The 14855-nt window shown below is 39.9% G+C and carries 16 protein-coding genes, 1 pseudogene and 1 riboswitch; of the genes and pseudogenes, 16 read left to right on the top strand and 1 reads right to left on the bottom strand.

Annotated features, from left to right (window positions below):
- Window positions 1-11: 11 nt before the first annotated feature.
- The 16 genes and pseudogenes from AC27EF_RS09895 (at window position 12) to AC27EF_RS09820 (ending at window position 13891) form a co-directional block, all read left to right on the top strand.
- A complete protein-coding gene (locus AC27EF_RS09895; RefSeq protein WP_487110588.1) occupies window positions 12-746 on the top strand; it encodes a hypothetical protein in 735 nt (244 codons plus the stop codon).
- Window positions 733-1425 (top strand): hypothetical protein, encoded by a 693-nt coding sequence (locus AC27EF_RS09890; protein ID WP_487110587.1) that lies wholly within the window; start codon window positions 733-735, stop codon window positions 1423-1425. The genes AC27EF_RS09895 and AC27EF_RS09890 overlap by 14 nt, the downstream gene beginning before the upstream one ends.
- Window positions 1426-1531: 106 nt before the next feature.
- Window positions 1532-1951, top strand: a complete 420-nt coding sequence (locus AC27EF_RS09885; protein ID WP_487110627.1) for an ATP-binding cassette domain-containing protein — start codon at window positions 1532-1534, stop codon at window positions 1949-1951.
- Window positions 1952-2117: 166 nt separating this feature from the next.
- Window positions 2118-2924 carry a hypothetical protein gene (locus AC27EF_RS09880; RefSeq protein ID WP_487110586.1) on the top strand — a complete coding sequence of 269 codons (807 nt, stop codon included), beginning with the start codon at window positions 2118-2120 and terminating at the stop codon, window positions 2922-2924.
- Between the two features lie 16 nt (window positions 2925-2940).
- Window positions 2941-3438 (top strand): RNA polymerase sigma factor, encoded by a 498-nt coding sequence (locus tag AC27EF_RS09875; protein ID WP_487110585.1) that lies wholly within the window; start codon window positions 2941-2943, stop codon window positions 3436-3438.
- Window positions 3422-4735 carry a DUF4179 domain-containing protein gene (locus tag AC27EF_RS09870; protein ID WP_487110584.1) on the top strand — a complete coding sequence of 438 codons (1314 nt, stop codon included), beginning with the start codon at window positions 3422-3424 and terminating at the stop codon, window positions 4733-4735. Before AC27EF_RS09875 ends, AC27EF_RS09870 begins: the two co-directional genes overlap by 17 nt.
- Before the next feature lie 93 nt (window positions 4736-4828).
- Window positions 4829-4944, top strand: a riboswitch (FMN riboswitch).
- Between the two features lie 206 nt (window positions 4945-5150).
- Complete coding sequence (gene ribD, locus AC27EF_RS09865; RefSeq protein WP_487110583.1) at window positions 5151-6251, top strand: bifunctional diaminohydroxyphosphoribosylaminopyrimidine deaminase/5-amino-6-(5-phosphoribosylamino)uracil reductase RibD; 1101 nt, start codon at window positions 5151-5153, stop codon at window positions 6249-6251.
- On the top strand, window positions 6233-6883 hold the full coding sequence (ribE, locus tag AC27EF_RS09860) for a riboflavin synthase (protein ID WP_487110582.1): 651 nt from the start codon (window positions 6233-6235) through the stop codon (window positions 6881-6883). Before ribD ends, ribE begins: the two co-directional genes overlap by 19 nt.
- Window positions 6884-6921: 38 nt before the next feature.
- Window positions 6922-7497 (top strand): annotated as a pseudogene (ribA, locus tag AC27EF_RS09855) (GTP cyclohydrolase II); the annotation flags it as partial.
- 16 nt (window positions 7498-7513) lie between these two features.
- The gene (gene ribH / locus AC27EF_RS09850) at window positions 7514-7981 is read left to right on the top strand and encodes a 6,7-dimethyl-8-ribityllumazine synthase (protein WP_487110581.1); all 468 of its coding nucleotides are present in this window, start codon (window positions 7514-7516) and stop codon (window positions 7979-7981) included.
- 1 nt (window position 7982) lies between these two features.
- Complete coding sequence (locus AC27EF_RS09845; protein ID WP_487110580.1) at window positions 7983-9530, top strand: FGGY-family carbohydrate kinase; 1548 nt, start codon at window positions 7983-7985, stop codon at window positions 9528-9530.
- Window positions 9531-9688: 158 nt separating this feature from the next.
- Window positions 9689-11065, top strand: coding sequence for an MATE family efflux transporter (locus AC27EF_RS09840; protein ID WP_487110579.1), 1377 nt, complete (start codon window positions 9689-9691; stop codon window positions 11063-11065).
- Between the two features lie 119 nt (window positions 11066-11184).
- Window positions 11185-11913: an NAD-dependent protein deacylase gene (locus tag AC27EF_RS09835; protein WP_487110578.1), complete on the top strand. Its 729-nt coding sequence runs from the start codon at window positions 11185-11187 to the stop codon at window positions 11911-11913.
- Window position 11914: 1 nt separating this feature from the next.
- Window positions 11915-12283, top strand: coding sequence for a NusG domain II-containing protein (locus tag AC27EF_RS09830; RefSeq protein ID WP_487110577.1), 369 nt, complete (start codon window positions 11915-11917; stop codon window positions 12281-12283).
- Window positions 12284-12292: 9 nt separating this feature from the next.
- Entirely contained in the window at window positions 12293-12793 is a 501-nt protein-coding gene (locus AC27EF_RS09825; RefSeq protein ID WP_487110576.1) for a Gx transporter family protein, read from the top strand.
- A gap of 15 nt (window positions 12794-12808) precedes the next feature.
- Window positions 12809-13891, top strand: a complete 1083-nt coding sequence (locus AC27EF_RS09820) for an FAD:protein FMN transferase (RefSeq protein ID WP_487110575.1) — start codon at window positions 12809-12811, stop codon at window positions 13889-13891.
- Window positions 13892-13916: 25 nt separating this feature from the next.
- Here the strand turns inward: AC27EF_RS09820 and AC27EF_RS09815 are convergent, their stop codons facing one another.
- Window positions 13917-14792, bottom strand: coding sequence for a LysR family transcriptional regulator (locus AC27EF_RS09815; protein WP_487110574.1), 876 nt, complete (start codon window positions 14790-14792; stop codon window positions 13917-13919).
- Window positions 14793-14855: the final 63 nt, after the last annotated feature.

Genomic DNA, 14855 nt, shown 5'->3' with positions numbered 1-14855 from the left:
GGAGGGATGATGTGGATATTAGAAAATCAAAATATTTAAAAGTATTTGTAGGAAGCGGAATATGGATGTTCGTATTATTGCTTTTTTGGAACACTCTTTATGGCAGGGTGGTGGGAAAAGCAGTCACGACCGAAGAACTATTTGGGTTTACCAGCTCATCAGTTGGAATTCAGGCACCATTTCTCCATGCAATCGCTTTTTTAATGATTTATCAGATGCTGCTTGCCTATTTTCTTTCCGGAGGACAGATTTATCAGATGTATAGGATGAACCGAAAACATTATGGAAAGAACTTGATAAGAAACAGTTGGATTACTGCAATATGGTTTGTGGGAAGTTATAGTACGGTATATACTCTTTGTCTCTGGAATAAATCATCCTTTTTGCTTTTGCTGAAAAGTTCCTTTTTCCTGTCTCTTATATGTTATTCTATCATCTTAATTACGTTTTATCATTTGTTTGGAATCATTTTTTTATGGATCGCATGTAGTATGGATGGAAGATGGAAAAGTATGTTGGTAACTACAGGAATTTCAGTCGGATGTCTGTGGCTGTTTTATTTTACAAGAATTCCGACTCCGTTTTTAGGTATGGATGTGTTTGATATGGTATATTATCAGCATTCTATTTTGATTGTGACTTATGGAAGGCGAGTACTCCTGAACCTCTTATTAATTTTTATTGCAGAATATCTGTTGGTACGGAGAATTGAGAGGAAAGATGTGGTGGGGAATGAGGTATTATAGAACAAAAGAATTTTTATATTTACTTGGATTAACAATATTAGCTGCGATGATGTGGAAAATAATCGGGAAGCCGGGGACTGTAGATGACATATATATGGGAATTGGATTTGAGGCAAGACCGTTGTTTTATATGCAGTTTATCGCAGAATATTTGATTTACGTATGGTCATGTATGGGAATGACGCAAGCATATTTAAAACAAGGAGGAATTTATCGGCTGATAAGAACAAGGAGAAAGGGAGATTTTTTATTTGCAATTTGTAAAAACTTATGGATTTTTATCATATGGTTGGAGATCTTGCGGCTTCTGGTGTATGGCAGCACCTTTTTCTTGCTGGGGGGGAGATATTCAAGAAGTTGTGGACATGACAGATTTTTTAAAAGCGGCGGTGATACATGGATTGGTATTCTATATAATTTGTCTGCTTCAGATGTTGCTGGAATTTTGGATGGAAGAAAAAATGGTTTTTGGTATCATGTGGTTGATTCAACTCATGAATTTAAAAGTTGGGGATTTCTTGTATCAGGGGGAAATTTCAGAACAATTTCTGTATGGATTGCCGATGAATTTGACAATGACCCTGAGAACCGGACAAATTACAATGCAGCCCAAGATATTTTTGACGGTATTAGTGATTATAATTGGTCTGATTACAGGGATATTTTATATAACAATTAGAAAGCGGGATTTTCTTAGCAGGTAAAAGGAGGGAAGGTATGATGATTCATCGGATTGCAGTAAAAAATGTAACAAAAATTATGAAGAAAAAAAGGTTTTGGATCATGTGAATGCCGTGTTTGAAAGTGGAAATATTTATGGAATCTATGGAAGGAATGGATGTGGTAAGACAATGTTGCTTCGTGCAATGTGCGGTTTGATTTATCCAACGGAAGGTGAAATTATTTATGATGATAAGATACTTCACAAAGATATGGATTTTCCGGAAAATATAGGGATTATAATTGAACATGCAGAATTATTGCCACAGTATGATGCATACACAAATCTGAAATTATTGGCGGATATTCGTGGGAAAATTGGACGATCTGAAATCAGAGAAGTATTAAAAAGAGTAGAATTAGATCCGGATGACAAGAAAAGGGAAGGAGAATTTTCTCTGGGAATGAAACAAAAACTGGCAATCGCACAGGCGATTATGGAGCATCCACAGATTCTTTTATTGGATGAACCGACCAATGATTAGATGAGGAGAGCGTAAAGAATATAAGGCGGCTGTTGTTAGAAGAAAAAGAAAGGGGGAGTATCATACTTTTGGCAAGCCACAATAAAGAAGATCTTTTCGTATTAGCAGATCATATTGTAAAAATGAAGAATGGTGCAGTAGAATCTGTAATAGAAGGGAGAGAACGATGTTAAGACATGAAATAGGAATCATGCGAAAAAATAAAAGAGCAATTCTGATAATTCTATTTTTATTATGTCTGGTATTGCTTGATGCAGTGAAGGTATATCAAATGAATTTTATTTGGTTTGGATATATATGGAGATCTGATTATCAAAATATAGCCAATTTGATGCATCCGGCATCAGGGGCTTTTCTTTCTTCTGTAACAGAAGGACATATTTATCAGATGATGTATGAGTGGCTGCTTCCGGTATATTTGTTACTGATTTATAGTGATAAAACAATAGAAGAGACCAGAAGTGGATATTTTTCGTTGATGATGATGAAGCAGGGAAAGCAAAAATTTTTGAAAACAAAGTTTTTATGTGCCTTTATCATTGGATTTATGATTGTATTTGTCACTCTTTGCATAAATTATTTTATTTTAATTGTCATATTGCATGGAGGACAAGATTTTCAAGGAATGCTGCCTGGAGATTTTCCAACTCATTTCATTTTTACGTTTTCGATGAAATACCCGTACGTTACATATTTTCTCTATATTTGTACATCTTCAATCTTAGCAGGCGGATGTGCGATGATCTGTACAAGTTTGTCAATGATTTTCACCCAGTATCGATATTTGTATCTTGCGGCATTTCTTGTATGGTACTTACAGATTACGGCAAAAAATAGTTTAACCTATATAACGCAACCGTTTATTGAATATGATTGGCAATATGTATTGCCGGCGCTTGGGAGGTTTATCATCATCTGGTGGATTATCGTACTGGCAGGATATTTTTATCGAATGAGAAAAGATGAGACATAAACGAGAGGAAGGAACTATGGGAAAAGATGAATTTTGTAAGTATATTGAAAAATATCAGGCAGATATGTTCCGATTTGCAAAAAGTATTGTCAGAACGAATGAAGATGGGGAAGATGCAGTGCAGGAAGCTGTCTTAAAGGCATATGAAAAACTGGATGATTTAAGGTCAAAGCGAAAATTTAAAGCGTGGATTTTTCGAATTTTATCCAATGAATGTTATAAGATTATCCATAGAAAAAAGCGACAGGGGTTGACGCAAACAGGAGAGCTCCCGGAACAAACTGCGGAGGAAATCGAAGAAACAGGAGAAGTATGGGAAAAACTGGAACTTCTTGCACCGAAATATCGAGAGGTAATCGTACTGTATTATGGGGATGAATTTTCTGTAAGAGAGATTGCAAAGATTCTTGAAATTTCATCAGGAACTGTAAAATCCAGATTATCAAGGGGAAGAAAGAAAATGAAGGAACTTTTGAAAGAAGAAAGGGGTTGTCTGTGTGAAAACGGATTATGAATTATATGAAATGATGAGAGACGGATTGCGCAGTTGCAGAACTCCGGAAGGATATGAGGCTCGTATGATTGATTTGTTAAAAAATCTTCCAGAAAAAAGAGTTCCGAAAAGAAAAATCGGGATACTACGACCGACAATGATTGCACTCATTGTATTTATGGTTTCTGCAGTAACAGTAGCGGCAGGAGTCATTCTTGTGAGGCTGGGGAAGGGAACACTGGATATTTCAGATGGAACAGTACCATATCAAAGGATTGTAAAATTGAAAGAAATACAGGAAAATAGTGGAGATGCTTATATTAGTAAAACAGATCGGGGAATTACCTATACAATTCGCAATATTGGGTTAGATCAAGGGAATCTTATTTTGTATTATACAATCAAAACAGAAAAGGAAATCAAATTTCCGGGGGAAGTCTGGGAAAGTGAGCAGATAAAACGAAAGAATGCCGCGGTGTATCCGGAAGTAAAATTAAATCATAGGTTACTGGAAACTATGCCATCTTCCAACGAGGTTTATCAAGAAGACAGCAGAACGATCAAAGGAGTATTGAGGCAAAATATATCTGAAAAATTAGAGCAGAAAGTTTTATTGGAACTTAATGTGGAAAATATTCTGGGGGTAAAAGGAAATTGGAAAATGCGGATGATGATAGATCGTGGAGACATTTCGGATGAAAGTAAACGGTATGTTTTTGGAGGGCAAATGGTAGATTCTATGGTTCTTTCTCCATTGGGGAATACACTGGCAATCAAAGACGGATACAACAACAGAAAAATTGTATTAAGAGATGGGGAGGGAAATTATCTTTATACACAGGCTGATTCAATTCAAGAAGGAAAAATATCTTATTATAATTTCTTTGTCAAGAAACAAAAAACATCGGATTTTGAGGTGATTCCTGTGAAAGAAACTTCGGGAAAACAAATCAAAGAAGAAAAGACGATTGCTTTAATAAAAGGGCAAACGATGCAGTTCAGTGATCATACAGTTTTAAAAATAGAGAAAATTCAGAAAGAAAAAGAATTATTAAGAATTTATACAAAAGTATTATCTTATGATGCGGTGGAATTTCATGTGGGGGTTGAAGGAGATTGTCTGCCGGAGATCGAATCCGATGGGATCAATCGGGATATTTGGATGGACTATGAACAACAGTTGTTGGTGTTTGATTTCTATGATATATTCGGAACCGAAGATTTTCGCAATGCCAAAACATTAAAGTATAAACAGCAGAAGATACAATTGGATGAAAAGAATGCTGTAAAAATTCATTTATTTGAGAGATTCCGTTGACAAAATAAAAAAGTTTGGATTTCTGTTTGTTTATAGAAAATAGTATTTGACAACTTCTTTAAGATGGGCGTATAATGAGCCTGAGAAATAGAATAATATCTTCAGGGCAGGGTGTAATTCCCTACCGGCGGTACAGCCCGCGAGCCTTTTAGGCATGATTCGGTGTGATTCCGAAGCCGACAGTATAGTCTGGATGGAAGAAGATCAAAGAGATAGTGTGTGTAGGATGTCCTGGGATTTTTGTAAGATCCCGGGATTTTTTTGACAGGCGCTTTGGCGTTTGGAACGAAAAAAGTATCCGACAGAACACGAGATGAGAAAAAGTTCCTGAAGTTTTGTTTCAGGAACTTTTTGATTTCAGATCTCTTGTGTCTCATTCTCCCATAAAGAACCTGAAGGGAAGGGAGATGAAAGGATGAAACAAAAATTTATGGAGAGAGCTATCCGGCTTGCCGAAAAAGGCAGGGGATGGACGAATCCGAATCCTCTGGTAGGAGCCGTTGTTGTAAAACAAGATAGGATTATCGGTGAAGGCTATCATGAAAAAATCGGAGGACTACATGCAGAGAGAAATGCATTGAAACATTGTAAGGAGGATCCTGCCGGAGCTTCCATGTACGTCACATTAGAACCTTGTTGTCATTATGGGAAAACACCACCCTGCACGGAGGCGATTATTGAAAGTGGAATTCGAAAGGTCTATGTGGGGAGTTTGGATCCCAATCCTAAAGTATCAGGAAAGGGAATTGAAATTCTTCGAAAACATGGAATTTTGGCAGAAACAGGGGTGTTGGAAGAAAAATGCAAAAGCATCAATGAGATTTTCTTTTATCATATCCGAAATTCACAGCCGTTTATTGCTCTGAAATATGCTATGACACTGGATGGAAAAATCGCAACGTCTTTGGGGGAATCCCGGTGGATTACAGGAGAAGAAGCGAGAGAGCATGTTCATCACTTAAGACATCAGTATTGTGCCATCATGGCAGGAATTCAAACTGTGCTTACAGATGATCCGATGCTAAATGTCAGACTCCAACATGGAAAAGATCCGATTCGTATTATTTGTGATTCCAATCTTAGAATTCCTTTGAAATCAAAGATTGTAAAGACAGCAAAACAGATACCGACGATCATTGCAGCGGTTAAGAAAGATCATGAAAAAGAGAAAGCTTTGGAGGAGAGAGGATGCACGATCCTATATACGGATTCACAGAAGGGCGTTGTGGATGTTCGGCAGCTTTTCGGAGAACTTTACCAAAGAGGAATTGACAGCATTTTAGTAGAAGGCGGCGGAACACTCAATGATACACTTCTTCAAAATCACTGCATTCAAAAGGTTTATGCTTATATCGCACCCAAACTTTTAGGTGGGGAAGAAGCCAAAACACCAGTCGAAGGACAGGGAGTCTTAAAGATCGCAGATGCAATGCTTCTTGAGACGCCAAAAGTTACAGTATTAGGACAGGATCTGTTGTTGGAAGGGCGGGTGAGGTCATGTTTACCGGAATCGTAGAAGAAACGGGAAAAGTCCTTTCGCTGCAAAGAGGAAATCAACATGCCGGTCTGCTGATTCAGGGAGAAAAAATATTTGAGGATTTAAAACCTGGAGATAGTGTGGCAGTCAATGGAGTTTGTCTGACGGCAGCTAAGATTTATAAAAATACTTTCTGTGCAGATGTTATGAATGAAACGTTTTCTCGCAGCAGTCTCGGAAATCTGAAACGAGGTGAGTATGTAAATTTAGAGCGTGCGATGGAAGCCAATGGAAGATTCGGCGGTCATATGGTTGCAGGTCATGTGGATGCAGTGGGAGAGATTGAATCTGTCAAAAAAGATGACAATGCCATATGGTACAAAATCAAAGTTCCCAAACATCTGATGAAATACTGTATTGAAAAGGGGTCTATTACTCTGGATGGAATCAGCTTAACAATTGCAGAACTGACAGATCATACGGTATCTGTATCTATGATTCCTCATACGGTACAAAATACGAATTTCCGGTGGAAACTCCCGGGTGATTATGTGAATCTGGAGAATGATCTGATCGGGAAATACATTGATAAGCTGCTACATGTTCAGAAAGCACAAGAGGAAAAGAATTCAGAAATTACAAGGGAATTATTGCAGAATGCGGGATTTTAGGAGGAAAGATGAGTATGGTAACATGTGAAGTGATGGCGGAACTTCCGACAAAATATGGAAATTTTAAAGCGTACGGATATGTAGATCAAAGAAACGGAGAAGAACATATTGCTTTGGTGAAGGGAAATGTGGCAGATGGATTACCGGTTTTATGCAGAGTCCATTCCGAATGCATGACCGGAGATACCTTTGGATCTTTGAGATGCGATTGTGGACAACAGCGAAGCCGCGCTATGCGTCAGATCGAGAGGGAAGGTCGAGGTGTGTTTTTGTATTTGCGTCAGGAAGGACGGGGAATCGGATTAATAAATAAATTAAAGACATATGTATTGCAGGAACGGGGAATGGATACGGTAGAAGCTAATTTGGCGCTTGGATTTGAAGCAGACGAAAGAGATTACAGTGCAGGAGCAATGATATTAAAAGATTTGGGAATTACAAAACTTCGTCTTATGACAAACAATCCTGCAAAGATGGAAGGGTTGGATAAATATGGTTTGAAAATTGTAGAGAGAGTACCGATCCAAATGCCGATCAATCCCTTTGATCGATACTATATGCAGACAAAACAGAACAAGATGAGACATATGACAAATTATGAAATGTCGCTGTAAGAAAGGAAAGAAAAAGATGAGAGTGTTAGAAGGAAAGTTAGTAGCAAGCGGATTAAAAATAGGAATTGTGGCAGCACGTTTTAATGAGTTTATTGTATCCAAATTAATATCCGGAGCATTGGATGGACTAAAACGCCATGATGTAAGGGAAAATGACATAGATCTTGCATGGGTACCGGGAGCCTTTGAGCTTCCTCTGGCAGCTGATAAAATGGCAAAAAGCGGGAAATATGATGCGGTGATTTGTCTGGGAGCTGTGATTCGGGGAGCAACCAGTCATTATGACTATGTATGCAACGAAGCTGCAAAAGGGATTGCCCAGACATCATTGAGTGCGGGAATTCCGGTGTTGTTTGGAGTTTTGACCACAGAAAATATTGAGCAGGCAATTGAACGTGCGGGGACAAAAGCCGGAAATAAAGGCTATGATTGTGCGTTGTCGGCCATTGAAATGGCACAGCTTATGAAAGTGATGGAAGTTTGATATGGGAAATTATTATTTAGGATTTGATGCGGGAACTCAAAGTGTGAAAACGGCGGTTTACGATCTGGGAATGAATTGTGTTGCCTCAAGTGTCCATAAAACAACGTTAAGATATCCAAGACCGGGCTGGGTGGAAATGGATGCCGATCAATATCTGGTGGCAGTGGTTGAGGGGATGAAGCACTGTGTTTGTCAGATGAAAGAAAAGGGAATGGATCCCTCCAAAATCCGTGCTGTTTTTGGGGATGGCATTATCTGCGGGATTGTGGGAGTTGATGAAAAGTTCCATGCGATCACTCCATATATTAATTATCTGGACTCCAGAACGAAAGAGGATGTGGAAGAATTCAAGGCGAAAAATCTGAAAATCTGGGCAAGGGAAACCGGAAATTCACAGCCAAACTGTATGTTTCCGGCAATGTTTGCCCGATGGCTATTAAGACATTGGGATGGATTTTCAGAAAACGGGAAGAAATTTGTTCATAATGCACCTTATATTCTAGCAAACCTGTCAGGACTTTCAGCAAAAGATGCATTTATTGACTGGGGAAGTATGTCCGGGTGGGGGCTGGGGTATCATGTTATAGAAAAGAAATGGTCGAAGGAACAATTGGATATTTTGGGTATTCCGATTCATATGATGCCGAACATTAAAAAACCTTGGGACGTTATCGGAAGACTGTCGGAATTTTATGCAAAGCAGACCGGACTTCCGGAAGGAATTCCCATTTGTGCAGGAGCCGGAGATACAATGCAGTCTATGATAGGGTGCGGGGTACCGGATATGAATCAGGCGGCAGATGTAGCAGGAACCTGTTCCATGTTTTGCATTGCGGTCGATGAAATCAAGCCGGAATTAAGTAAGGAGGAAAATGGATTGATTTTTAACAGCGGTACCATGAAGGACACTTATTTTTACTGGGGATCGATTCGTACAGGAGGGTTGGCGCTGCGCTGGTATCGGGATAATATATGCCGGGAAATTGGAAATGAGACTTATTTTGATGAGTTGACGCAAAGAGCCAAAAAAGTTCCTCCGGGATCTCAAGGGGTTCTTTTTCTGCCATATCTTACCGGTGGATTTAGAGAAAATACCTCTGTTGGCGCGTGTTTTTTGAATATGACAATGGATACAGACCAGGCTGTTCTCTGGAGAGCTATGTTAGAGGCGATTGGATATGACTATATGACGGTGACGGATATTTGCAAAAAGGCGGGGATTCCTTTTCGGAGAATGACCATCACAGAAGGTGGAAGCAAGTCAGGGCTTTGGAATCAGATCAAAGCTGATATGCTTGGATGTCAGACCGTAACGCTGGAAAACAGTCAGGGAGCTGTTTTAACGGATGCGGCAATCGCAGCATATGCAGTGGGGGACCTGAAAGACTTGAAATCGGTATTCCGGGAAAAATTAAAAATACAGGAAATCTATGATCCGAAACCGGAGCATACGCAATATTATCGGGAAATCTACAAAATGCAGAAAAAGCTTGTAACAGAGGATATGAAGACAGTCTTTGTAAGATTGGAGGCAATACAGAAAGCTTAATAACGTATAAAAAATGAAAGCGGGCGTGATGATCTTTTCCAGCAGGAAAGAATCATCACGTCCGTTGTTTTGAATTGACGGAAAACTAAGAATTCGATACACTGTAAGAAAGAATCAGACGGCAGAAATAGAAACAAATGGAAGAGAAGGGAAGTTCTATGGAGGAACACAATGATTTTACCAAAGGCAGCATTCCAAAAAATATTATGAGCATGGCGCTTCCCATGACTTTGGCACAGGTTATTAATCTTTTATATAATATTGTGGACCGGATTTATATCGGAAGAATTCCGGTAGAAGGAACGTTGGCGTTGACCGGATTGGGGCTGACATTTCCGGTGATTACAATTTTAAGTGCATTTGCCAATCTGTTTGGAATGGGCGGAGCGCCGCTTTGTTCCATTGCCAGAGGAAAAAAGGAGTATAAGAGAGCAGAAAATCTTATGAAGTGTTCCTATACACTTCTGGTGTTTACGGGAGTTGGATTGATGGCAGTCGGTTTTATTTTTATGAAACCTGTTTTGTATGCCTTTGGAGCCAGTGACGTTATTTATCCGTATGCCAGAGATTATTTGCAGTTATATCTTTTGGGGACGGCTTTTGTAATGATCAGTCTTGGAATGAATAACTTTATTAACGCACAGGGATTTGGGAAAATCGGAATGTATACAATTCTGTGCGGCGCGGTCAGTAATCTGGTGCTGGATCCTGTTTTTATTTTCGGATTTCATCTGGGAGTCCGGGGAGCTGCTATTGCGACGGTGCTTTCACAATGCTTTTCTGCGTTTTTTGCCATTAAATTTTTAAGCGGCCCCAGAGCAATTTTGCGGTTGAATCCGAAAAAGTTCTTTTTAGATTGGAAACTGGCGAAAGAAATAACGGCCATGGGAATTTCCGGCTTTACCCTGGCAGCAACCAATGGAGCAGTACAGATTGTATGTAATGCTCAGCTTCAAAATTTCGGAGGAGATCTTTATATAGGGGTGATGACAATTTTAAATTCGGTCCGGGATATTTTAACGATGCCGGTTACCGGAATTACCAATGGCGCTCAGCCGGTGATCGGTTTTAATTATGGGGCAGGAGAAAATCGGAGAGTCAGAGAGAGTATTCGATTTATTACCGGAGCCTGTCTTTTGTATACTTCATTAGCCTGGCTTTGTGTTGTGCTGTTTCTGGAATTGTTTATTCATATTTTTAACGGAAGCGGAGAACTGATGGAGGAAGCAGTTCCAGCGTTACATATTTACTTTTTTGGTTTTATCTTTATGACACTGCAATTCTCCGGTCAGGCGACATTTGTAGCATTGGGAAAGGCAAAACAGGCAACATTTTTCTCAATCTTTCGGAAAATTGTAATTGTGGTTCCTCTGGCGGTATTGCTCCCCTATATCAAACAGCTTGGAGTCAATGGAGTTTTTTGGTCGGAGCCGATTTCTAATTTGATCGGGGGAACAGCTTGTTTTATGACAATGATGTTGACGGTATGGAGAAAACTCGGACAACCGAAGAAACATTCTCAGTCGGCATCATAGCCTGTCAATACGGGAAAAATCGCAAGTGAAACTGTTTCCGGCAGGGAGTTTGATGAGAATTCTGGACGAGCCATTGGTTTTTTAGTAAAATAGTTCTGAAAAAGGACGGAGGTTTGAAGATGGAGAAAGAAAAAATAGAAAGATTGCAGCAGATGATCGATGAAAGTCAGAAGATTGTATTTTTTGGCGGCGCCGGAGTTTCCACAGAAAGTCAGATTCCGGATTTTCGCAGTACGGATGGATTGTATCACCAGACTTACAAATATCCTCCGGAAGTTATGGTTAGTCATACATTTTTTGTACAAAAGACAGAGGAGTTTTTTGACTTCTATAAAAATAAAATGATTTTTACCGAAGCAAAGCCCAATAAGGCACATAAAAAACTGGCAGAACTTGAACAGAAAGGGAAGCTTTCAGCGATTGTGACTCAGAATATTGACGGTCTTCATCAGGCGGCGGGGAGCCAAAATGTTTTAGAACTTCATGGGAGCGTACATCGCAATTATTGTCAGAAGTGCGGAAAGTTTTATAATGTCGACTTTATCGTAAATTCCAAAGGGATCCCGTATTGTGAAGACTGCGGCGGTGTTGTAAAACCGGATGTAGTTCTCTATGAGGAGGGGCTGGACGCTACGACGATGCAGAGTGCGGTCCGGGCAATTTCAAAAGCCGATATGCTGATCATTGGGGGAACTTCTCTGGTGGTCTATCCGGCTGCAGGAATGATTGACTATTTTCGAGGAAAATATTTGGCAGTATTAAATCGCGACGCCACCTCCAGAGATCAGCAGGCGGATCTTTGCATTACAGATCCGATCGGAGAAGTGCTCGGACAGATTCGGGTATAGAATGATGAAAAAGAAAGATATAATTTTAATTGTGGTGATTTTACTTGCAGCGATTGGAGGATTTGAAATTCTTCGGTGGACGCAGCGAGACGGGAGTCGTGTCGTTGTCACTGTAGACGGAAAGCAGGTCTGTGAAAGTCGGCTTTCAAACGATCAGGTGTATGAAATTCCGGTGGAGGATGGGAAGAATGTCTTAGAAATCAAGGATCGCAGTGTGCGGATGAAAGAGGCGGACTGCCCCGATCAGATTTGTAAGAAGCATAAGGCAATTACAAAGGTCGGAGAAACCATCGTGTGTTTGCCGCATAAAGTTGTCATTGAAATTCAGTCGGATACGAAAGAGCAGGAATTGGACGGAATCACAAAATAGGAGATGGGAATGAATACAAAAAGGTTAGCTGCAGATGGATTATTTCTGGCAGTATCTTTGGTGGTGTCCTACATGGAAGTTCTGCTTCCGATTTCAGTGGGAATACCAGGAGTAAAGATAGGGCTTGCCAATGGAGTAATTATTATTTTATTGTTTTTTACGACATGGAGAAGAGCTTTGGGCATTTCGGTGATTCGGATTGTTTTGGCAGGCTTTTTATTTGGAAATCCAATGACAATTGTATACAGTCTTGCAGGAGGAATTTTGAGTCTGGCTGTGATGGGAATCTTAAAGCAAGTCAAAGGATTTTCTGAAATTGGAATTAGTGTCGGAGGAGGGGTGGCTCATAATATCGGACAGCTGAGCGTTGCGGTGTTGTTGATGGAAAATGTCAGAATCTATTATTATGCGCCGGTGCTTTTGATAACCGGCACCATTGCAGGAGTGTTTGTTGGAGTTTTAAGTGCAGTTCTTTTAAAGAAGATACCGAAACAGTTGTTTGCAAATTAAAAGATGGGGGAAGTCATGAGAAAAAGAATACAAGTGGGATTGTGGATGATGCTGATGGTTTTTCTTTTCGCTGGATGTGAGAAAAAACAAGAGGCAACATCTTATCATCACACAGATTTTGCAATGGGAACAGTCACCAATATTACATTATACGGAACTGACACAAACTTAGAAACAGCGGAACAAAAAATTGTAGAAAAGATGAAGCAGCTGGAAAAGGAACAGCTTTCGTGGAGAGTGGAGGATTCTGCACTGGCCAGGCTAAACCGGCAGATGAAACGACAAAATGGAAAGGCAGAGATTGCCCAACCGCTTAGAGGATGGCTTTCCCGGGCATTAAAAATCAGCAGGGATTCCTATGCCGATGGGAGAAATACGGTAGATCCTTCGATTGGTTCTCTCACAACCCTTTGGAATTTTGAATCAGAGAATTTAAAATCAGATCATCCGCAAGTACCGGAAGCGTCAGACATTGAAAAGGCGATGGATGGTCTGGCTGAAAATGGATCTCATATTACGATAAAGAAAAATGGGAAGATCTCAGCCCGAAATGCAAATACACAGTTTGATCTGGGCGCATATGGAAAAGGGATCGGAATAGATGAAGGAAAAAAACTGTTAAAACAAAATGATAAAATTACGGGAGCGACCATTGCTCTGGGCGGCAGTATCTATGTCTACGGAGAAAAGCCGGATGGCAGCGAATGGACTGTGGGAATTCAAAATCCTTCTGGAAAGGATGGAGAAATTCTCGGAGGGTTAAAGGTAGAGGGGGATACCAGTATTTCAACATCGGGAGACTATGAAAAATATTTTACAGATTCCGAAACCGGAAAAAGATATTTTCATATTTTAGATTCCAAAACCGGATATTCGGTGAAAACGGATTTGACATCCTGTACCATTGTGTGCAGTTCCGGGATTGACAGTGATGGATTATCCACGGCCTGTTTCGCGCTGGGAGTGGAAAAAAGTCAGGAATTGTTGAAAAAATATCATGCAAAAGCGATTTTTGTGGATAAAAATAAAAGAGTTTTTGTAAGCCCGGGACTTGACTTTACATTAACGGATAAAGATTACACATTGGCTGATCATTAGGATTCCATAGATGCCTTCAAAAATATTAATGCTGGAGATACTGTATGACACAGTTCATTTCGGGAGAGCACCATTTTTCACGGTGATATAAAAGCTGAATCCAGATATCAATGGAAAACCCCGGAACATTCAATCGCCGAAGGAGTCCGTTTTGTACAAAATGCTCTGTTACAAAATCCGGAAGAAAGGATAATCCGAGATTTTGTGAAATCAGCCGGCAGATGAGGGAAGGATCTCCGATTTCAAGATAAGGGTCCACAGCGAGGGAGCGGCTGGCAAGATCTTCTTCCAGAAGCTTGCGATAGCTCATTCCTTTTTCGGTGAGAATCATTGGATGTGCGATGATTTCTGTGAGAGGAATGGCTGGTTTTTGACAGAGAGGATGATCGGAAGCCGCAACGAAATGCATGCCGACTTTTTTTTCGGAGGCAATCATATAATTGGGATGATAAATATGTTTATCCAAAGTATAAACAAGATCAGCTTCATTTTGTTTCAATAGACGGAACATTTCTTCCGTACTGGTTGTAAGAACTTTTAGAGAGATATTGGGATATTTTTCGTGAAATGCCTGAAAATTATCTCGAAAAAGATGCTGACAGAGAGATTCTGCCATTGCAATCCGCAAATGTCCTGACAGAGGGCGGGAAATATCGGAAACTTTCTCCATAGCGGAGGAGAGCTGCATGATCTGGTGGGCAAGTGATAAAATTTCCTGTCCGTGATTGGTGAGTTTGATTGTATGATTCACACGTTCAAACAGCGTAGTGTCCAGCTGCTTTTCCAGCTGTTTTATCTGAAAGGAAATAGTGGATTGAGAGTATCCGAGTTTGTCTGCAGCTTTTGTAAAACTATTCATCTCGGCGACACAGATAAAGCTTTCAATATTTTTTAAGTCCATTGGGATTCCTCCATCGAAAATATTAATGGTAAACAACAAAACTATTAATTTTACAGATGATCG

It is taken from the genome of Anaerostipes stercorihominis (genome assembly GCF_057535655.1).
This window is presented reverse-complemented; position numbering and strand designations above follow the sequence as displayed.